Annotated in this window: 13 protein-coding genes; 10 read left to right on the plus strand and 3 right to left on the minus strand. The window is 43.0% G+C overall.

Going from position 1 to position 21519, the window contains the following annotated elements; genetic code table 11:
- The first annotated feature begins 83 nt into the window (after nucleotides 1-83).
- From G5B30_RS06080 to G5B30_RS06105, 6 genes are all read left to right on the plus strand, one after another.
- Nucleotides 84-2372, plus strand: a complete 2289-nt coding sequence (locus G5B30_RS06080) for a sialidase family protein (protein WP_165319072.1) — start codon at nucleotides 84-86, stop codon at nucleotides 2370-2372.
- 84 nt (nucleotides 2373-2456) lie between these two features.
- The gene (locus tag G5B30_RS06085; protein ID WP_206367027.1) at nucleotides 2457-3599 is read left to right on the plus strand and encodes a sialidase family protein; all 1143 of its coding nucleotides are present in this window, start codon (nucleotides 2457-2459) and stop codon (nucleotides 3597-3599) included.
- Between the two features lie 73 nt (nucleotides 3600-3672).
- Nucleotides 3673-5070, plus strand: coding sequence for an SGNH/GDSL hydrolase family protein (locus G5B30_RS06090; RefSeq protein ID WP_165319074.1), 1398 nt, complete (start codon nucleotides 3673-3675; stop codon nucleotides 5068-5070).
- A 5-nt stretch (nucleotides 5071-5075) separates the two neighbouring features.
- Nucleotides 5076-7460, plus strand: a complete 2385-nt coding sequence (locus G5B30_RS17360; RefSeq protein ID WP_165319075.1) for an FAD-dependent oxidoreductase — start codon at nucleotides 5076-5078, stop codon at nucleotides 7458-7460.
- A 12-nt stretch (nucleotides 7461-7472) separates the two neighbouring features.
- Nucleotides 7473-9137 (plus strand): sodium:solute symporter family protein, encoded by a 1665-nt coding sequence (locus G5B30_RS06100; protein WP_165319076.1) that lies wholly within the window; start codon nucleotides 7473-7475, stop codon nucleotides 9135-9137.
- A 642-nt stretch (nucleotides 9138-9779) separates the two neighbouring features.
- The gene (locus tag G5B30_RS06105) at nucleotides 9780-10370 is read left to right on the plus strand and encodes an RNA polymerase sigma factor (RefSeq protein WP_165319077.1); all 591 of its coding nucleotides are present in this window, start codon (nucleotides 9780-9782) and stop codon (nucleotides 10368-10370) included.
- Here the strand turns inward: G5B30_RS06105 and G5B30_RS06110 are convergent.
- The 3 genes from G5B30_RS06110 to G5B30_RS06120 form a co-directional block, all read right to left on the minus strand.
- Nucleotides 10344-10751, minus strand: coding sequence for an OsmC family protein (locus G5B30_RS06110; RefSeq protein WP_165319078.1), 408 nt, complete (start codon nucleotides 10749-10751; stop codon nucleotides 10344-10346). The two genes, G5B30_RS06105 and G5B30_RS06110, sit on opposite strands and share 27 nt — an antisense overlap.
- 98 nt (nucleotides 10752-10849) lie before the next feature.
- On the minus strand, nucleotides 10850-13123 hold the full coding sequence (locus G5B30_RS06115; RefSeq protein ID WP_165319079.1) for a multicopper oxidase family protein: 2274 nt from the start codon (nucleotides 13121-13123) through the stop codon (nucleotides 10850-10852).
- A gap of 2 nt (nucleotides 13124-13125) precedes the next feature.
- Nucleotides 13126-13518 (minus strand): heavy-metal-associated domain-containing protein, encoded by a 393-nt coding sequence (locus G5B30_RS06120; protein WP_206367028.1) that lies wholly within the window; start codon nucleotides 13516-13518, stop codon nucleotides 13126-13128.
- 216 nt (nucleotides 13519-13734) lie between these two features.
- On the opposite strand from G5B30_RS06120, the gene G5B30_RS06125 reads away from it, so the two are divergent.
- The 4 genes from G5B30_RS06125 to G5B30_RS06140 all read left to right on the plus strand — a co-directional run bounded on the left by G5B30_RS06125 (nucleotide 13735) and on the right by G5B30_RS06140 (nucleotide 21518).
- Entirely contained in the window at nucleotides 13735-14877 is a 1143-nt protein-coding gene (locus G5B30_RS06125) for a FecR family protein (RefSeq protein ID WP_165319080.1), read from the plus strand.
- A 42-nt stretch (nucleotides 14878-14919) separates the two neighbouring features.
- The gene (locus tag G5B30_RS06130; protein WP_165319081.1) at nucleotides 14920-18159 is read left to right on the plus strand and encodes a SusC/RagA family TonB-linked outer membrane protein; all 3240 of its coding nucleotides are present in this window, start codon (nucleotides 14920-14922) and stop codon (nucleotides 18157-18159) included.
- Between the two features lie 10 nt (nucleotides 18160-18169).
- Nucleotides 18170-19762 carry a RagB/SusD family nutrient uptake outer membrane protein gene (locus G5B30_RS06135; RefSeq protein WP_165319082.1) on the plus strand — a complete coding sequence of 531 codons (1593 nt, stop codon included), beginning with the start codon at nucleotides 18170-18172 and terminating at the stop codon, nucleotides 19760-19762.
- An 88-nt stretch (nucleotides 19763-19850) separates the two neighbouring features.
- Complete coding sequence (locus tag G5B30_RS06140) at nucleotides 19851-21518, plus strand: FAD-dependent oxidoreductase (protein WP_165319083.1); 1668 nt, start codon at nucleotides 19851-19853, stop codon at nucleotides 21516-21518.
- The last annotated feature ends 1 nt before the right edge of the window (nucleotide 21519 follow it).

A 21519-nucleotide genomic window follows, 5' to 3' on the forward strand; every position in this document is an offset into this window, starting at 1 on the left:
CCTTACTGCAATATGGATACATCAGATGTTAGGTCTATGAATTGTGAACTTAAAGATTTCTCTTGTCAATAAAACAAAATGCAATGAAAGCAAATCTATTGATACTTACTATATTGCTGTTTATTTCTTGTTCGCATAAGATATTTAACGAGCTAAATGATTTAGAAGAGTCGGAGCAAAAAAGTATATCGAAAGTACTCAACAATCAGTTTCCCGTCGTGCCCGGAACGGTAATTACACATTCTCCTAAATCGAGTAAAGCATATATCGGATCTCCATCCATAGAAATATTGCCCAATGGAAATTATGTCGCCAGCCACGACATATTTGGAACAAGCGGTAGGGCGCACAAAACTGCGGTTTTTATATCTGAAGATCGAGGCAATACGTGGGTATTTGCTGATAGTGTAAATCTAGTAGGCGGTCAGTTATTCTATCACCAAGATGCACTTTATCTTCATGGGTTTGGTCATGGGGACATGTTTATCACTAAATCGAACGATGGAGGACATACATGGGATCCGGTGGTGACCATCATGAACAAAACTTCGACAGTGAGATATCAACAGGCACCAACACCGTTTATCGTGCACAACGGGCGTATTTGGCATGCTACCGAGGGCCTAGCGCCACCGTGGGGGTATGGATCGCAGCAGAGCTGCATAATAAGTGCTGATGTAAATGCCGATCTCATGAATCCATCCAGTTGGCGGAGGTCTAACGTAGTTCCGTTCAATCCGAGTTGGACAGAGGGAACTTCATTTATGGAAGGAAATATTGTATTGGCCCCGGACGATAGTTTAAAAATAATTTTAAGAGTAAATCCGGATGATAATATAGCAGCCGTCATTCCAGTTGCTAATGATGGTTTTACAATAGACGGTTCTTCGGTAAGCTTTATCAATTTTCCGGGAGCGAGGAAGAAATTCACGATTAGGTATGACGCTGTAACGGGCAAATATTGGTCGCTAACCAACTACATTCTGCCAGACTATGTTGGAGGAGATGTTGGGAGAACTCGGAATTCACAGGTACTTATATCTTCAACCGATGCGGTCAATTGGAGTATAAACGCTTTGGTGCTTTTTGTGGACGATACGGCCTTTCACGGATTTCAGTACCTGGATTGGCAATTTGATGGGGCAGACATTGTTGCAGTGTCAAGAACATCGTATGATGACGGGATGGGCGGGGCAGCCAATCAGCATGATAGTAATTTTCTAACCTTTCATCGTTTCAGCAATTTCAGAACACGAACAACACCTACGGAATGGCAATATCTGCTTGATGATATTAGCGATTTTCCAATGGCCGATACTTCTTCTGCTTTTACACCTGGCAATTTGGTGGTTACCCGTTATGGCAACGGAACACACGATTATCCAACGACATCAAATGTTGCGGTAGAGGTATTTATAGACGAGTATACGCCCGAGGGAATACTGGACAGTAGCCGACCGTTGCCCACTGCGGCAAACGGATCTGTACAACCATATCGTTTTACAGGAAATAGTACGGCAAATACTGAAGCGTTATTGTCATTAAGTGCTAATAGGCAATATTTGGTGGCAGTTGGTTATAACGTGGCTCCTGGAGCTACGATTACGAGTAGCAATTCTCGTACAATTGCGGTAGTAACAGCAGACGGGAGCATCAATACCAGCACGATTACTAGTGGTAATATAGGTACTCCGAGGAGTGCCATTATTGCTAACAACGGTGTGAACATATGGTTCGCAGGTTCGTCAACGGCTGCATTACGGTATAAGCTGTTTGGTAGTGGCGCAACCGAACATATTGATCTTATTACCTCAACCACCAATGGGAGGAGTCTTGCAATATATGATGAACAATTATATATGTCCACTTCGGCTGTTTCCGGAGGAGAACCGGCTAAACTGGGGCCAGTAGTCGGAGGTATTCCTTTAGGTATGCCTACCTCAGGAACGCCAGTTATAAACAATTTTTCTGGGTTGCCCGCCAATTTTAATGCATCACAATTTATACTATTAGATAAAGATACCGATGGAGAATTTGATTTACTTTATTATGTCGATGAAACCAATCCCGGTAGCATTGTAAAATATGCATATGATGGAGGCACTTGGATGGTGAAAGGATCGGTGAATGCAACGGCGCCGGCGACAACTCAAGGTATACGCTCTATTACAGGAAAAATGGTAGGAAATACTGCAGTGTTATATGCTGTAACCACTACGTTGGGAACATCATCGTTAATTAAAATGACGGATGCCAATGCCAGTAGCTCTATCATTAGTGCAAGCAACAATGCACCGGAAAATCTGGTTAGCGCCCCGGCAAAAACGCGTTTTAGATCGGTGTCTTTTACGCCAGGCACTGTAGGTATATAATAGGGCCGTATGAGTAGAAAATATAAAAAACAAAAAAAGATGATTAGATTAATGAAAACCCTTCGCATAATTAGTTTGCTAACAATGACTTGCTTCTTAAACATTGGACAAGTTGAAGCACAATTACCAACTTTAAAAGGTATCAGGGGTGTGGCGATAGCACATATTCCCGCATCGGAAAACTTGTTTATTGGATCCCCTTCCATATGTATTTTACCTGATGGAACATATGTAGCTTCTCATGAAATATGTGGGCCAAAATCAAAAGCTACGACCTATGTTTTCCATTCTACGGACAAGGGCAAAAATTGGAAAAATGTGTCGGAAATAAGGGGGCAGGTCTGGTCTAATCTGTTTGTATATGAGCATGCATTATATATTGTAGGGACAAGTAGACCAAACGGGAGTCTTGTGATTAGGAAGTCCATCGATGGGGGTAAAACTTGGAGTACGCCTAAAGATCGATATCACGGTTTGATCAGGGAGGGGAAATACGGAGGAGCCCCCACACCTGTGGCTATCCATAATGGACGGTTGTGGAAGGCAATGGAATATGTGGAACCCGACATAAAAGCATGGGGGAAGCAATATAGTGCGCTTATGATGTCAGTACCATTGGATTCAGATTTTTTAAATGCGGACAATTGGATATTAAGTAACGCGCTCAGGTATAATTCCAGCTATCTAAACGGAGAATTTGGCGGATGGCTGGAAGGAAATGCGGTGATATCTCCTTCGGGAGAAATAGTAAATGTCATCAGAACACACATTGGTAAAAAGGGCGGCACAGATCGGGCAGCAATAATCCGGATTAGTGAAGATGGTAAAAAAGCGTCTTTTAATCCGGATGAAGGATTCGTGGAAATGCCAGGTGGATCCAAGAAATTTACCATTCGATACGATTCGGTTAGTAGTCTGTATTGGACTGTGTCCAATTATGTGCCTGAAAAGTATCGATCATTGGGGCGTCCATCGGAAATCAGAAATACATCTGCACTTTGTTTTTCAAAGGATCTTCGGACGTGGACCGTGGCCAAGGTGATTCTCCAACATACAGATACAAAAAAACATGGATTTCAATATGTTGATTGGCAGTTTGAAGGAAATGACATTATTATGGTAACTAGGACGGCATATGATGACGGTATAAGCGGAGCAAAAAGCTTTCATGATTCTAATTTTATGACTTTTCATAGGATCAAGAAATTTAGAAGAAATGTGAAGTAGATAGCAAGCGTAGGAAATTGTTAAAACAGTTACCATAGCTGTAGCAGAATAAAGAGATAAAAAAAATATAATTATGATAAGAGGTTTCAGTAGTAAAAAAAGCCCAAAAAAGTGTGGGATTATTATAAACAGGATAGATATTCTTCAGTATACTGTATTGTGTTTGGTATTGTTAAATAGCTATAAGGGTACATTGGCAAAAGAATTTAATGGTAATTGGCAACAACAAAAGGAAGTTGTTCAAGAGTTTTACCGACGTGGAGGAATGCCAAACCTTATCAGTAAGGCGCTTTCAGGGAAAGCAATTACAATAGGATATATAGGAGGAAGTATTACCCACTCTCCTGAACGTTATCAGGAGCAGACAACTAACTATATTAAGAATATCTTTCCTAAAAGCGAGGTGACAGCTATTGTTGCAGGTGTACCCGGTACCGATGCCGATTTGGGCGCCTGTAGAATAAATGACCAACTCTTGGTGCACAATCCGGATTTGATTTTCGTCGAATTTGCAGTGAATGGAGGTTTTGATGCAGGTGTAGAAGGTATCGTGAGGCAAATATGGAAAAACAACCCAAATACGGATATATGCTTTATATACTGTGTAACAGCATCACAATTAAAATTTTATCAAAACGGAACTGCTACGCCCGGAATAAAACGGATGGAACAAATTGCCGATCATTATCAAATCCCCTCAGTACATATGGGGCTTCGTCCCGCTAAATTAGTTTCAGAAGGTAAATTGATCAGAAAAGGAGATCCTGATAAGGAAGAAAAAAAAGTGTTTTCAAAAGACGGTACCCATCCATTGCGATATGGAGGAGATCTTTACGCAGAGAGCATAAACCGAGCAATGCAAATGATGGTTACATCTTTTGATCAATTCGAAGGAAAACCCCATGTTTTGTCTGCGCCGCTGATTAAGAATAATTGGGATAAGGCGAAAATGTTAGATCCTCATGAAGCGGCTCAGTTTAGTAATGCCTGGAAGAAAATAGTCCCATCCAATCATAAATTTTTTAAGACTCAGCCCTTTGCACAATGGTTTCCGTATATGTTACGAGCGGAAAACCCTGGAGATTCTTTTACGATAAAATTTAAAGGAAATATGATAGGCTTTTTTGACCTTGGAGGACCGGAAGTCGGTCAACTGGAGGTGTCGTTAAATGGAAAGCCAGTGCAATTGAAGTTTGAAAGAGGGGGTAGGTATAGTGTGTCAGATCACGGAGAAAATGTATTGAATAGGTTTAATAAATACTGTAATAATCGCTACAGAGCACAATATGTAGTTATTGAAACAGAAGAAGGAACACACACTGTAACATTTACAATTTCTAAGGATAAGGCAGATAAGAAAGATATTTTGAAAGATAACCCAGTACATATTGATAGAAACCCTGGGAAGTTTGACAGAACAGCAATCTATATAGGGAAAATATTGCTGAATGGAGAGTTGGTTAATTTTTGAGTGAAATGATAAAAAAAGAATACGAAACGAGCAGATCCTTAAAAGCAGTAAGTTTAGATACCGAACTCGCCATCATAGGCGGCGGTCTATCGGGAGTGTGTACAGCAATCACTGCTGCACGCAAGGGAGTAAAAGTCGTGCTGGTGCAAGATAGGCCCGTATTGGGAGGTAATTCATCCAGTGAGGTGCGCCTGTGGATACTGGGTGCGACCTCCCATATGGGCAACAACAATAGATGGAGTCGTGAAGGAGGAGTGATCGATGAGATCTTGGTAGAAAATACATACAAGAACAAAGAGGGAAATCCGCTGATATTTGATGTTATTCTATTGGATAAAGTGAAATCCGAACCCAATATCACGTTATTGTTGAATACCGCCGTATATGAAGTGCATAAATCGGAGGAAGATACCATTGATTCGATAAAAGGGTTTTGCAGCCAAAACTCCATCGAATATACTATTCACGCACCCCTGTTCTGCGATGCTTCAGGCGATGGTATCGTTGGGTTTCTATCCGGAGCAGCATTTCGCATGGGGGCGGAAAGTCAGGAAGAGTTTGGGGAGAAATTTGCGCCTAGCAAAGAGTACGGTGAACTCTTGGGACATAGTTTATATTTCTACACCAAAGATACCGGACGTCCGGTGAAATACACGGCACCGTCCTTCGCGACAGATGTAACCACGGAAATTCCACGTTTTCGAAGCTTCAATGCCAAGGAGTACGGATGTAAGCTCTGGTGGCTGGAGTATGGCGGTCGATTGGACACAGTACACGATACAGAAGAGATCAAATGGGAGTTGTGGAAAGTCGCCTATGGTGCCTGGGACTATATCAAGAACTCGGGGCAATTCCCGGAAGCGGAAAACCTCACCCTCGAATGGGTAGGGACAATCCCTGGCAAGCGGGAGAGTCGCCGTTTTGAAGGTGATTACATCATGCGTCAACAGGATGTCGTGGAGCAACGGATACACGAAGATGCTGTTGCTTACGGGGGATGGTCTTTGGATTTGCACCCGGCGGATGGTGTGTTCAGTGAGAAACCGGGCTGTAACCAGTGGCACGCTAAGGGTATTTATCAGATCCCTTTCCGTTCACTCTATAGCAAGAACATCAAAAATCTTTTCCTTGCGGGAAGAATTATTAGTGCAACACACGTGGCATTTGCTTCGACGCGTGTCATGGCGACATCTGCCCACGTCGGACAGGCTATCGGTATGGCGGCCTATATCGCGAAAACGAAGGGAGCCGATCGTGTAGAAGCGTTGGTAGAGGTAAGTGAGGAGTTTGCTGGTAATCATACGCTACAGATCTCAGATCGCAATACGCAGGTCGCAATACGCAGGTCGCAATACCTAAATCCAAGAGAAATACTGGAAGAAGGTTTTATCCCCGACTTACAACGCGAACTGCTGAAAAAGGGACAACATATCCCGGGTCTTGAACTGCAAGATGATACAGATCTGGTTCAGCAAGCGGATATCATACCGTCCAGCGTGTTTGAATTGGAAGAGTTGCGGGCAGATTTGTTGAAGCCATTAGCTATTTCTACAGCGCAGATGCTGCCGTTGGAGAAAGGAAAAATACCTGCGTTGCGTGTGAAGGCACAAGCGGATAGCGATACCGTGCTGCGTGTAGAATGGCGTGTCAGTGAGAAGATTGGCAACTACACACCGGATGTAGTCGTCGAGACACAAGCTATCCCGGTCAAAGCGGGGGAAAATGATATCCTTTTGGAGTGCTCTTCCCAGATGCCGGAACAGGCGTATGCCTTCGTAATGCTACACAAAAACGAGGCTATCAGTCTCTATCATTCCGAACAGCGGATTACAGGCATTCTGTCTGTTTATAATCTGGTGAATAAAGCGGTGTCTAATTTCGGAAAACAAACACCGCCGGAAGACATCGGTGTACATGAATTTGAATTTTGGTGCCCACAACGGCGGCCTGAAGGCCATAATCTGGCGTTGCAAATCGAATCTCCTTTAACACCTTTCGGTGCCGATCAACTCAAAACAGGTGTTTTCCGCCCCACGACTGCACCGAATGCTTGGGTAGCCAGTCCGGATGATGTACAACCGCATGTCACTCTTCATTGGACCGAGCCAAAGACTATTCGTCATATCGACTTATTCTTCGATACAGACTACGACCATCCGATGGAGAGCGTCCTCATGGGCCATCCGGAGGATGTGATGCCTTTTTGTGTCCGGAACTATAAGATAGTCGATGCGGATAATCGGGTGGTTTTCGAGAAGATAGATAATTACCAGACGATCAATCATATTACATTAGAAGAGTCTGTCACGACGAATACGCTGACGATTTTTGTTGAGCATCCTTCAGAAAATGTTCCCGCAGCTGTATTCGCTATCCGTTGTTATTCCTAAGTCCGATACGATATGACAGCATTAGATTATTGGGTAATTGCGATTTTTTCTATTGGAATATTGGTGGCAGGACTTTCCATGAGCGACAAAAAAGCCGACATGAAGTCTTATTTCGGAGCCAGTGGAGCTCTTCCCTGGTGGATGAGTGGCCTTTCCCTATATATGGGCTTCTTTTCGGCGGGTACTTTTGTCGTGTGGGGTGCCATCGCCTATGAGCAAGGTTGGGTAGCCGTGACCATTCAATGGACGATGGCTATTGCCGGTTTTTTGATCGGAAAATGGATTGCACCGCGATGGAGACAAACGGGAGTACTTACGGCAGCTGAGTTTTTGCAAGAGCGATTTGGTCCCAAGGTGCATAAGTTCTATACGTACGTATTCCTTTTCATGAGTTTCGCGTACAACGGTGCTTTTCTCTATCCGGTAGCGAAATTAGTGAATGTATCCACCGGCCTTTCCGCGGAATATGCCATCATATTGTTTGGCATTATGGCTGTATTGTATACGACGTCCGGCGGGTTGTGGGCAGTTATCGTCACCAATGTCTTGCAGTTTGTTGTGCTCACAGCGGCGGTACTGATCGTCGTACCCTTGGCTTTTGATCGGGTTGGAGGAGTAAGCACATTTGTTCAGGATGCTCCGGAAGGTTTTTTCAACTTTACAGGAGGGGAGTACAGTCTTTGGTTTATGGTAGCCTTTGGCTTATACAATATGATTTTTATTGGAGGAAACTGGGCGTATGTGCAACGTTATACGAGTGTGCCGACAAAAAAGGATGCGAAAAAGGTAGGTTATACCTTTGGTTGGCTGTATCTGATCAGTCCGGTCATCTGGATGCTGCCGCCTATGTTGTACCGCTTTCTGAATGTGGATTTGGCAGGGATGGAGAATGAAGGGGCGTACCTGATGATGTGTAAAGAGGTGTTGCCACAAGGTATTATGGGATTGATGATCACGGGAATGATCTTCGCGACTACAGACTCGGTTAATGCCTCCTTGAATGTGTCTTCGGCTGTTTTTACCAACGACGTCTATAAAAGATTATATCCTAATGCCAAGGAAAAGTCACTCATGTGGGTTGCTCGGCTGTCGACCCTGTTGTTTGGCGTGATTACGGTAGGTGTAGCCTTAATGGTACCGGCCATGGGCGGTATTGTCGAGGTGGTATTGAGTATAGGGGCGCTCACAGGTGTAGCCTTATACGGTCCGGGCATCTGGGCTTTGTTTTCTAAACGGCAGACAGCATTCTCTATATTATTTACCAGTATTGCCAGTTTGGCAATCAACCTGTTTTTTAAATTCCTTGCACCTTCGCTTTTGAATATAACATTGGGCCGTATGGCGGAAACCGTTCTTGGTGTTTTCTTGCCTTTGGCGCTCTTGCTCTTTTTTGAGCTGTTCCATCGGAAAAAAGTAGAGGTCCTTGTGACTACCGAGTCAGATGGTTCCGAAAGCGAAACAACTCCGGCTGATATCGAGCTGGAAGCAGAGGCCTTAGCGGCGACCAATCAACAAAGCAAGATGGCTATACGTACCGTAGGCTATGCTTTGCTGGGAGTAGGTAGTATGATTTTTATCCTGGGATTGGTTTCTTCTATCGGAAGGATTTCGGTACTTTCGGTTTCGGGTGTTATTATCATTTTAGGGCTGCTGGCCGTTTACCGCTCGCGGAAATGAGTGGAAACAAGGGTATATATAGCCCTGATAAAACGTCCCATATGGACGTTCGTCGCATAAATTTAGCAATATTGATTTCTTTATATGAAATCTGTATTGCTTATTTTGTTTTGTATATTTCCTTATTTTATATTTTCATTTGAGAGAACCGGCTTTTTAAAATGGGTTAGGCGTTTTAGTCAAACGGCTTAGGCCATTTGGTCGATTCGCCTAAGCGATTTTAAAAATGGCTTAGGCGATTTTTAAAACGACCGCGGTCACTTTTTGCTGCCAAAAAGGAAGACTTCGCAAATAAGGCTAAAAATAAGCTGCTGAGGACATTTTTTATTTTTATGGTGTCCAAGCACCACCGAGTGTATGTTTTTGGTTAACTTTTGGTTAATGCTATGTTTGTAAAATGGACGTAAGCTTTTACGTATAAAATCATGCACGCATAATTTTTTTAAATTTCTTTTGGGAGTTTTTCCTATCCCAATCGACTACTAAGTGAAGGGGAGTTATAAGCCATTAAACCTTATGCGTTAGAAGAATTTTTAGAGTTGTGAGTGTGGATAAACTTTTTTAAGTTTGTTAGAGCCGTTGTAAACCATAGGGGTGAGGTCTGTGATAAGCCAGGTAATACATAAACGTTTGGTTTTTTAAATGATGGAGTCGCAATATGCTTTATATACGTTAGAAGAACTTTGGCGCCGTATACAGGACGACGACAATAGGGCATTTGACGAACTCTACGCCAGAACCTGGAAAGATCTTTATATCCAAACCTATAGTAAGCTGAAAATAGAAGATCTGGCTAAGGACATTGTACAGGATGTGTTTATCGACATATGGAATAAACGATCGATCCGCGAATTACAAAATGTAAAGGCCTATCTTATGCAGGCCGTAAAATTCAAAGTGCTGGATGAATTCCGTAAGGCACGCCATGAATTTGTGGAGATAGATAAGTTTGTAGAAGAAATAAAGGCCAGCGATCTGGCCGATACAAGGGTGACCGATAATGAGTTTTTTGATGCATTGCACGATTGGATCGACACCTTACCCCGCAAAAGAAAAGAAATATTCCACCTGAAATATGAAGAAGGGTTATCTAATAAGGAGATTTCAATGCGATTGAATATTTCACAAAAAACCGTTCAAAATCAAGTTCTTAACTCATCCTCTGAGCTGCATAGGCTTCTTCGCCGGGCTCTTTTTATTTATTTATTATTTCAGATTGTTTTCTATCTGTGAATTAATTTCTATCGGATTGCTCAACATTTTATGTACCGGACAAGCGTTAGCTATAGCCAATAATCGTTTTTTTTGAGCATCGTCCAGATTACCGATAAATTCCAGTCTTCTATTAATGACAGTTTTATTCTCTTTTGGTAAAAAATATAGATCTATTTCGATTTTTACCTCCTGCAGATCCCACTCTTTGCGGTCGGCATACATTCGGAGGGTCGCGCTGGTACAAGCTGCTAATGAGGATGCCATCAGTTCTTTGGGCGAAAAACCCAAATCTTTTCCACCCATTTCTATCGGTTCGTCTGCAATAACAAGATTGCCGGTAGGAGAGGTTATCTCGATTTTATACTTTTCCTTTTTGATGATTGATGATATTTTTGCCATAGCAAGTTTTATTAATGTAACTACCTTCCGTTTCCTAAAATTACAAAATATATTGATGTGGTCTCTTGCCTGATCAAAACCCTTCAAACAGAAAACGATCAGTAATTCAAAGACAATCCCACGCCAAATCCCATATCACTGTCGTAATGTGCTCGGATACCTATATTTTTATTGATGACGTATTTTAGTCCACCCATGTATTCCCGATCGGTATTCACCATAAACCCCGCACGTAATCGCTTGGAAACCGGAATGTCTTCACGTATCAGCGACAAACGAACAAGGCCATCGTGATACACTTCTGCCTGAGCATTCACCAGCATGGGCAAGGTATACATAAACCCTAAACTTATCGCGGCTCTACTGTCTTTTTCATTCTTTTGTCCGAATAAATTAGTTTCATGTTCATCCATGCCCATTTTGCGGTAATGCCAGTCAAAACCGATAAACGGCATGAACCATTGCATTCTCCCGATGTATCTTCCCAAATGGGTTTCCACTTCATAGCCATGCATATCGTTATACCCCAAACGCCATTCGGTGCCTAAGCTCCAACGGGCATTCTGCAACATGGCTTTCCCATCATTACCATTGGTTGCAAAATCATTTTCAATCATAAAATGGGGCATATTGCTTTCCATTTGCAGCATTTTATAGGCCATTGCTTTATCAGGTAAATAGGGGTTCTGATAGTCGCCCACTGCAAAAACCCGGTTCATACCCGCCATCATGTGGTAAAGGATATGGCAGTGAAAAAACCAATCGCCCTCTTCGTTTGCCAGAAATTCAATGGTGTCTGTTTCCATCGGCATAATATCCAACACATTTTTTAATGGTGATTTTTCACCCTTGCCGTTGATTACCCTGAAATCAAAGCCATGTAAATGCATTGGATGCCGCATCATGGAATTGTTATATAGCGTGATACGTAAAACTTCCCCTTTCTTGACGAATATCTTATCCGTTTCCGACATAACTTTATTGTCCATGCTCCACACATAACGATTCATATTCCCGGTAAGGGTAAATTTTAATTCCTTCATAGGGGCTTCTTGGGGAAGTGACGTATTATAGGGCGATTCCAGCATAGCGTAGTTTAAGGTAACGATATCACCCATAGCATGGGCATCGTGCGAATTCGTGGTCGAACCGTGATCCATATTGTGGTGGCTGTGGTCCTGTTTTTCCTGATTTCCGTCACCGGTCATTTCTGGATACATCACCATGTTCATATCCATTTGTTGCAGGCTCATACGCATCCCCATATCGTTCAGGTCGCCATTCATCTTCATCATATCGTTCATCATCTGCATGCCTTCAAAATATTTCAGCTTGGGAAGCGGTGAAATCAATTGTTTGATACCATGACCCACAAAATAGCTGGCAGACTGTGTGCGATCTTCGGTGGTGGTTAATAACTCATAGGAAACACCGTCATTGGGAATAGTTACCACAATATCGTAAGTTTCCGACACGGCAATAAGCAATCTGTCTACTTCCACAGGTTTCACATCATTCCCATCACTTGCCACAACGGTCATTTTTCCGCCGGCATACCGAAGCCAGAAATAGGATGAAGCCCCACCGTTGGAAATTCGCAAACGAACCTTATCCCCGGCTTTTAACCTTTTTCCGTCAACAGCTTCCAAGACTGATGTATGAGCGCCGTTAATCAATATTTTATCATAATAAACATCACTGACATCCATGGCCAACATCCGCTTCCATTCATTGGTGAGCTTGGTTTTAAAGTGCCCTTCTTTAATGGCTTCTACATAAGATTGTGTTGCGTCTTTTTTGATGGCAGCCCAATCATTGGCATTGTGCAACATTCTGTTGATGTTGTCTGGATTCAGGTTCGTCCATTCGCTTATCATGAGCGGGACGGTAGGCAGGTCATCAATACCTTTTCTAAACGTTCCATCGTCGGTTCTTTTCTTCATAATGAAACTTCCATACATACCTATTTGCTCTTGCATACCCGAATGGCTATGATACCAATGTGTTCCGTGTTGGATAATCGGAAAACGGTAGGTATAGGTTGCACCCGGTTCAATAGGCTTTTGGGTTAGCCACGGTACGCCATCCTCTTTATTAGGCAGGAACACGCCGTGCCAATGCAACGAGGTGCTTTCTTTCAGTTGGTTATGCACCACAATTTCGGCGGTATCGCCTTGGGTGAAGGAAAGCGTAGGCATCGGTATCTGTCCGTTTACGGCGATGGCCCTTTTCTCTTTGCTCGCATAATTGACTATAGTGTCCTTTACATATAAATCGTATCGAACTACTTTTTGGGCAAATAAGGGGAAAGTTGCCAATAACAACAAGGCTATCGGCAACAGTTTCTTCTGAAAAATGACGAGTATATCCATTTTTAATTGATTTTCATATCCCTTTCCGGCTTTTCCTTTTTAGGAATGGGTTTCAATGCTCTTTCATATTGGCAGCATCCGGGGAGTTTTGCGTAAACATTATCCGGTGCTAAAAACTTTTCACTATCGTAACCCGCTAATGCAATGCGCTTTAGGATTTCATTCACGTTGGTTTTCTTATTGTCATAGCTAAGCGTGGCCATTTTGGTGTCTTTGTTCCACTCTACAGTCACTGCATTTTTCACATTTCCCGCTTTCTCTATTGTTTTTTTGCACATACCGCAATTGCCGTAAATTTTTATAGTTTCTGTTTTCGTGTTTTTGCTTTGTGCAAAGCTGTTTGCTGCTGATAGTAATACCGTGATTACCATTAATATTCTTGATATTGATTTCATCTGTTTATTTTTTGTTTTTCTTTAATACTACAAATTTAGCTCCAATATCTTTTGCTATTGTTGTGTTATTTCTTGTTTGTTTTATAATATTTACGGGTATGCGTTCAAGGATTTGGTTAAGGTATTCGTGAGAGATCATGAAATTTTATTTTTTTTTGGGACTTAACACGAGGCTGTACGACTTAGTAATAGAACACATTTATAAATCTGAAGTGTATGTCTAATAGATTTCTAAAAAATAGATTTCGGTCTATTATCGATAAATATCTGAAAGGAACATCTTCTGCCGAACAGCAGAATTTGGTGGACTACTTCTATGACTCCATTCCCGATGAAGATATTTCGGAGGTGAAACTCTCCGCGATCGAAAGAGATATGAAAGGCAGCATAGACCGAAGTATAAAAAAGGAGGACAGGCTAAAAAGACGGACGATGTATCTGAAAGTAGCATCCGCGGCTGTTGTTCTGATCGTTTCCTCTTTCTATATCTATAATAACCTTAATCAGAAATCAAACGTAGTCCCCCTTGAGGACATGCAGAGCAGTACAACGGAAATTAATACAGCACCGGAAACACCTGTTTTCGTATTGGAAGATGGACAAAGTTATACCTTATTAGACAGTGCATTCGAAAGACTGTCCTCTAAGCTGATCGATGGAGAGCGCGTATTTATACTCCCGGATGATCTTCCGATAACAGACGATAGCCGACAAAAATTAAGTCAGATCAAGAATCCGACGGATAAAGTATTTGCTTTCCGCTTGCAGGATGGCACGACAGCTTGGCTGAATCCGAATTCTACCTTAGATATTCTTCCTGAAACAGACGGAAAACGTCTGGTCCGCATTGAAGGGACAGTGTTGTTTGATGTACAAAAGATTAAAGAAGAACAGGGATACAAACCTTTTGTCGTGAAGACAGCCTTACAGACGATAGAAGTTTTAGGAACCAAGTTCATTGTCAATTCGGTGAATACATTGGAGGATGTTTTGTTATTGGAAGGAAAGGTACGGCTGACACACAATAAATATAAGACCGCTGTTGTCCTGAAACCGAATCAAAAGGCGTCGTTGAAAGAAGCCGAGGCGAACATATTAGTAACGAAATCTACCGATAACTATAAAATAGAAGCCTGGCATAAGGGACTCTTCCATTTTGAAAACGAAAAGATGGCAGACGTCATGGCCGAAATATCCCAGTGGTACGGGCAGACCGTTACGGTCGACCCGGCTATCAAAGATATACCTATTACCGGTATGATCAGTAGGTACAAACGTATCGAGGAAGTGTTAGAGCTCATCGAGCTAACCAATAACGTAAAATATCATAGGGAGGAAGGGAAGATATATGTGGAATAAAACAGTAACCATCATAAACAAAACGATCTAAAACGTAGTCAAATGCGAAAAGTACAATGCATAGGAACAGCTCTATCGGGAGCTGTAGGGAGAGTTTTTTGCCTCTCACTGCTGACATTTCTGCTTCATCTTCAGACGGTGTCAGCTCATCAACAAGTTATTTCAATATCATTTAATAACTTGACGATCAAGGAGGTATTCAAAGAGTTAAATCAGCGGACGGGACTTAAGTTTATCTACTCTCCGCTTGATCTGAACGACAGCAAAAAGGTGACCGGTACGTTTAAGAATGTGCCTTTGGAAAAGGTGATGGAGCGCGTCTTAGCCGACTTGAAGGTATCGTATACCATCCGTGATAATACCGTTATCATCAAAAAAGCACAACAGGAGCGGATTTTACAGGGGCGCGTCGTTGACGATAAGTCCATGCCCATCCAAGCCGTCGTTGTAAAAACAAACGCCTCCAATCAGACGGTAGCGACTGATGCAAACGGAAATTTTTCCATTCCGATTGATAATGGAGATACGGAGCTTGTATTCAGTATGTTGGGGTTTGGTAAGGAAACGGTAAAAATAGGTGTGAATACGGAATATACGGTACAGCTGATACCGTCTGTTGAATCGCTGAATGAAATTGTGGTAGTCGGTTATGGCGTGCAAAAGCGTAGCGATATCACAGGAGCCATATCGTCGGTAACCACGGAGCAGATTAATAAGATGCCCACGACCAGTATTAATGAGATGTTGCGAGGAGCCGCACCGGGTGTGCAGGTGACGATGGGAAGTGCAGCGCCTGGTGGCAGTTCGAATATCTTGATCCGGGGCCGCAGGTCGCTCTCGGCGGGGAACGATCCATTGTATGTAGTCGATGGGGTGCCCATGGCCAGTATAGATGACATCAATGCGAACGAAGTGGCGTCTATTGAGATCTTGAAAGATGCCTCGGCGCAGTCCATTTATGGAGCACGGGCAGCCAACGGTGTCATATTAGTGACGACGAAAAGAGGAATTTCGGGGGAAACGAAAGTAAGCGTCAACTCGTATGGTGGCGTGCAGAACCTCTATCGTAACTTTGAATTTTACGATGGGGAGCAATGGGCAGCTTATCGAAAAGAGGCTTTCTACAATGCATATGGTTATTATAATGAAAGTGAGGCTTTTCGGGGCCTTATGCAGAAGGTATACCATTCCAAGGATTATGTGAATTGGGAAGATGTGATGCTTAGCCCTTCTTGGCAGAATAAAAACGATGTACTCATTCAATCGGGAAATGAAAAGACAAAGTATGCCCTGTCTTTAGGACATTTCTACCAAGATGGTATAGTCCCCTCATCGGATTTTAAACGATTCACCGGAAGATTGAACATAGACCAGAAACTGTCTGAAAAAATTACGTTGGGTTCGAATATCGCCTATACAAAGTCGTTTCGGACGATTGCCGACGGGACGTTTAGTTCATTTATTACCATGCCGCCGCTGGCGGAGGTATATAAGGATGACGGTTCGTTGCGGGAGGATGTCACCGAGGCCGGTGAGTCACACTATAACCCGTTATGGAACAATAGCAATGCAAAAAACGATAATATCACAGACCGGCTGAACTTCAACTTTTTTGCCGATTGGAAGATAATAAACGGACTGTCCTATCGATTAAATACGAGTTTGAATACAAGGAAAGTGCAGGAAAACTCGTACTTGGGAATCAACCATTTCACTGGTCGAGACAATGGAGGGAGGGCTACTTTGGGAGAGAGTACGTATACCGATTATTTGGTGGAGAATATCTTGAATTATACCAAAGATTTTGGCGTACACCATATTGATGGAACGGCTATGGCGAGTTTAAACGGTATTCAATGGAAACGTATCGCAAATACCGGATTTGGATTTCCAAACGATGACCTGTATTATCATGCTATTGCTTCAGCGGATGAGTACGCCATTCCGGTATATGAATTTTCCGATCGGAAATTGTTGTCGTATTTGATGCGGGCACGCTACAACTACGACAGCCGCTACTTGCTTACGGCAGCGATACGTGTCGATGGTTCTTCGGTTTTCGGTGCGAATAATAAGTACGGTTATTTCCCGTCGGTAGCTTTTGCATGGCGTGCAAAACAAGAGGCGTTTCTGAAAGATGTCGGTTTTCTATCGGATCTGAAACTGCGATTGAGCTATGGTCAGGTGGGAAACCAGGCAATCAGTCCGTATACGACATTGGGTCTGGCGACCAGATATCTGACCGAATTTGGCGAAGAAAGTGCCATCGGCTATCTGCCGAATACAGAATTGACTAATCCGAACCTCAAATGGGAAACGTCAACTTCGACAAACATTGGTTTGGATTACGGCTTTTTCAAGGGCCGGGTTACCGGAGCATTGGAACTATACGATACGCAGACGACTGATCTTTTGGTCGAGCGCTCATTACCTACAACCTCCGGGTATGTCTCCCAGTTGATTAATCTGGGTCATGTGCAAAATCGGGGTGTCGAGCTTGCAATTAATACGATTGCAATTGATAGAAATGAGTTTACCTGGAATGTAGGGGTAAACTTTACGGCAAACAGGAACAAAGTCAAAAAAATCGATGGTAAATTGGATGAAGAAGGAAATCCAGCGAACGACTTGAACAACAACTGGTTTATCGGCGAGTCAATGAATGTGTATTATGATTATCATTTCGATGGCATCTGGCAGTTGGACGATGATATTGCTAATTCGCATATGCCTGCAGCTACGCCCGGTAGTATCCGCGTGCGGGACATCAGTGGGGATAATGTCATCTCGGTAGACGACCGGGAAATCATTCATAGAGACCCAAAGTTCATCACTTCTTTTATTACGAGTTTTGATTACAAAAATTTTAACCTTTCTCTAGATGTCTATTATTTAGCGGGAGGATATCTGTATAATTCTTATCTCACGTCATTTGGTAATGGTGGAGATTTGACAGGGAAAAGAAATGGGCTGCGTCGAAATTATTGGACGACTAATAATCCGTCCAATGAGGCACCAGCACCAAATTTTATACAGCCACCTGCGTATTTGAGTTCATTAGGCTATGAAAAGGCAGACTATGTCCGGTTGCGGAATATATCGTTAGGTTATACGTTTCCGGCAAACGCCGTGAAGGGGATCGGTGTGGAGAAGCTACGCTTGTTTACCACCATGAGTAATGTGTGGACATGGACGGAAGTACAGGGGTACGGGCCCGAACAAAATCCAGGTGCTTATCCTGAGCCTAGAACATGGTTATTCGGATTAAATTTTTCATTTTAATAGACGAACAATGAAAAGGAACATATTTTATATTTTATCAATACTACTGCTATTCACTTCCTGTACCAAATGGCTGGATGAAGAAAATAGAACGAAATATTCATCGGATTATATTTACAGTACAGAGGGCGGTCTAAAGTTGGCCGTAAATGCAGTCTACACTTTGCTTCGTAATTATGCGAGTGATACCGAAAATGCAACCATCTTTGCTTTGGAAAGGGGCACTGATTTGGCCGTGACCAATGGCGGAACGGGTAACTACTTCGGTACTTATGATCCCAATTTCCTGAAACCTTCTTCTTCTCAGGTTGCATTTATGTGGAAAACGATGTATGGTGTCATCGGAAAGGCGAATGAGATTATTCATGCCGGCGAGCAGCTTCCGGATACGGACGCTTTAAGGGCTACTATCGCAGAAGCCCGATGCTTTCGGGCGCATGCCTACTTTATACTATATCGGACTTACGACAGGATCTGGTTGAATACGGAACCTACGAGCTGGCAAAATGTCGACGATCCCAAAACATATCGGGCAGCGAGCACAGCGGAGGTGTTTGATCTGTTGTATCAGGACTTGGATTATGCGATCGAAAATTTGGACTGGCAATCGGAAGAGCCTGGACGGTTTAATCAGGCCACTGCTCGCCATATCAAAGCCATGGCTGCTTTATGGATAAAAGATTGGGATGAAGCATTGGAGCAGGTCGATGAGATCGATAAGTCCGGATATTATGGATTGGTGGATCTGGATGATGTGTTCCAAGGTGCAGACCTCAATCATAAGGAGGCTCTGATGGTGCAGCAATGGAGCAGAAATCCAAGTGGCAACTTATCGACGGGTACGCCTTTAGGTAATTATTTCGCGGCTTATTTCATAGCCCCTTATCGGCAGGAAATTGGAGGGACGGCAGAATATGCCTGTAGCTATGAAAATTGGGGATATACCTATGGACGATGTCTGCCAAGCCCCTATCTATTCTCTTTATATGACCAAAGCAAGGATAAGAGATATCATTCGTATTATATCCACCGGTATAAAAATACAACGGACCAAGCCATCCCATATGGATCAGTCACGGTTCAGCCTGGCGATTATTTCCCTCTGTATAAAAACGGGACGCTGAATCGATTAGTTTATCCGGGCAGCACGAAGCTGGGCGATATATGGACACGTAGTAATCCCGCAGAAACCAGAAGCTATAAAGACTTTATCTTATACAGGTTAGCGGAGACGTACATTATCGGTGCTGAAGCTGCATTGATGAATGGTGATCAGACTTTAGCGAAGAAATATTTCAACGAAACTTGGGAGAGGGCAGGGAACGATAAATTTACCGGTACGTTGACTATCAAAGATATCATTGATGAACAAGCGCGCGAATTGGCCTTTGAAGGGCACAATGAGCGGTGGTATTTCCTAAAGCGATTGGGTATTCTCATTCCACAGGTTAAAAATTATGCCGGCCATCCAGAGATAGCCAGTTCGCTGGGCGGAAGGACCAACCTTCCTGCTAATCCGCACTTTATACGCTGGCCAATCCCCGAAACGGAGATTATCAATATGGGACCGGAGAATTTTGCACAAAACCCAGGATATAATTAGTATTAAGTACTTAGTATTAAGTATTAAGTATTAAGATAGAGATAAAATCGTATTAAAGCGTATTTAAAAACTAAAATTGAGATAGAAAATGAGAAAAATAGCAACGGTATTGGTGTTGGTGTGGATAACGATATGTAGTAGTAATAGTCAGGTATTGGCGTCCAATAAGGAAAGCGTTTTTGATATCTGTGTTTATGGAGAAACTGCCTCGGGCGTTATTGCGGCCGTTCAGGCAGCACGTATGGGTAAAAGTGTCGTGTTGATTTCTAAAAACAAGCATGTTGGTGGATTGGCTACATCGGGTCTTACTGCAACCGATATGAATAGAAATGATATGGTCGGCGGTCTTGCCCGCGAGTTTTACCAACGGGTGTATGATTATTACCTTAATCCGTCGGTGTGGCGTAATGAAAACCGGGAGGTTTTTTTCGAAAGGGCTTTCAAGCGGACATACCGCGGTAAGAACGATGAAAGGCGTATGCAGTGGGTTTATGAATCGAAAGTGGCCGAACAGATTATGCTGGATATGCTTAAAGAAGCAGGAGCAGAGCTCTGGACAAACGAGCGCCTGGATCTGAATAAAGGGGTGAGGAAAAATGGAAGAGAAATCGCGCAGATATTTTTAGAGAGTGGGAAAACGGTGCGCGCTAGAGTATTTATCGATGCGTCTTATGAAGGAGATTTATTAGCGAAGGCCGGGATTTCTTATACAGTTGGCCGGGAGTCGAATGATACGTATGGTGAAACATTCAACGGATATCGGGTAAACTTTACCAATGGAACGGATTTAACAGCTATCGACCCTTACGTGATACCGGGCGATAAAAGTTCGGGCTTGCTGCCTTATATCGATACCAACCTCCCGATCAAACAAGGGCAGGCTGACAAAAGGGTACAGGCATACTGCTATAGGGTGACGTTGACCGATGATCCAACCAATCGAGTGAAAATACAAAAGCCGAAGAACTACAACCCATTATGGTATGAAGTACTAGTACGACGTATTCAGTCGAATCCGGATTTGACGCTGCAGAAGATTATTACGTTGACACCTATGCCTAACCGTAAGACGGACACCAATCATCTGGACTTCTTTGGTGCGAGTTATGATTATGCGGAAGCGGATTATAAGCAGCGGAAAGAAATTGAGCAATTGCATCGAGATTATGCGTTGGGTATGCTGTGGCTATTGGAGCATGATACCCGTATTCCGCAACATATGCGGGAAGAGATGAAAGATTGGGGCCTGGCGAAAGACGAGTTTAAGGAAACAGGTAATTTCCCACACCATATTTACGTTCGGGAAGCGAGACGAATGATTGGTGAGTATGTGATGGTAGAGAAGAACGTGACCAAGAAAAATAGAGAGGGTGTATCTCATCCGATAGGTGTAGGTTCTTATGCTCTGGATTGCCATTATGTGTCGAAGGTGTTGGATGAAAATGGAAAATTACGGTATGAGGGAACCATCTTTGAACCGATTACGCCCTATTCCATCAGTTATTATTCCCTTACACCGAAAAGAGAAGAGTGTACGAATCTGTTGGTGCCGGTCTGCTTGTCGGCTTCACACGTGGCGATCAGTTCGCTGCGGATGGAGCCGGTCTATATGGTGTTAGGCCAATCTGCAGCCGTAGCGGCCTCCATGGCGATCGATGCAAGACAGTCTGTTCAGGATATTTCCTATGATCTGCTTCAGCAAGAGTTGCTCGATTTGGATCAGATTATTATACCCGGTAATACTAAACCCCATTAGT

This window comes from Sphingobacterium sp. SGG-5 (assembly GCF_011043525.1).
Classification (GTDB): domain Bacteria; phylum Bacteroidota; class Bacteroidia; order Sphingobacteriales; family Sphingobacteriaceae; genus Sphingobacterium.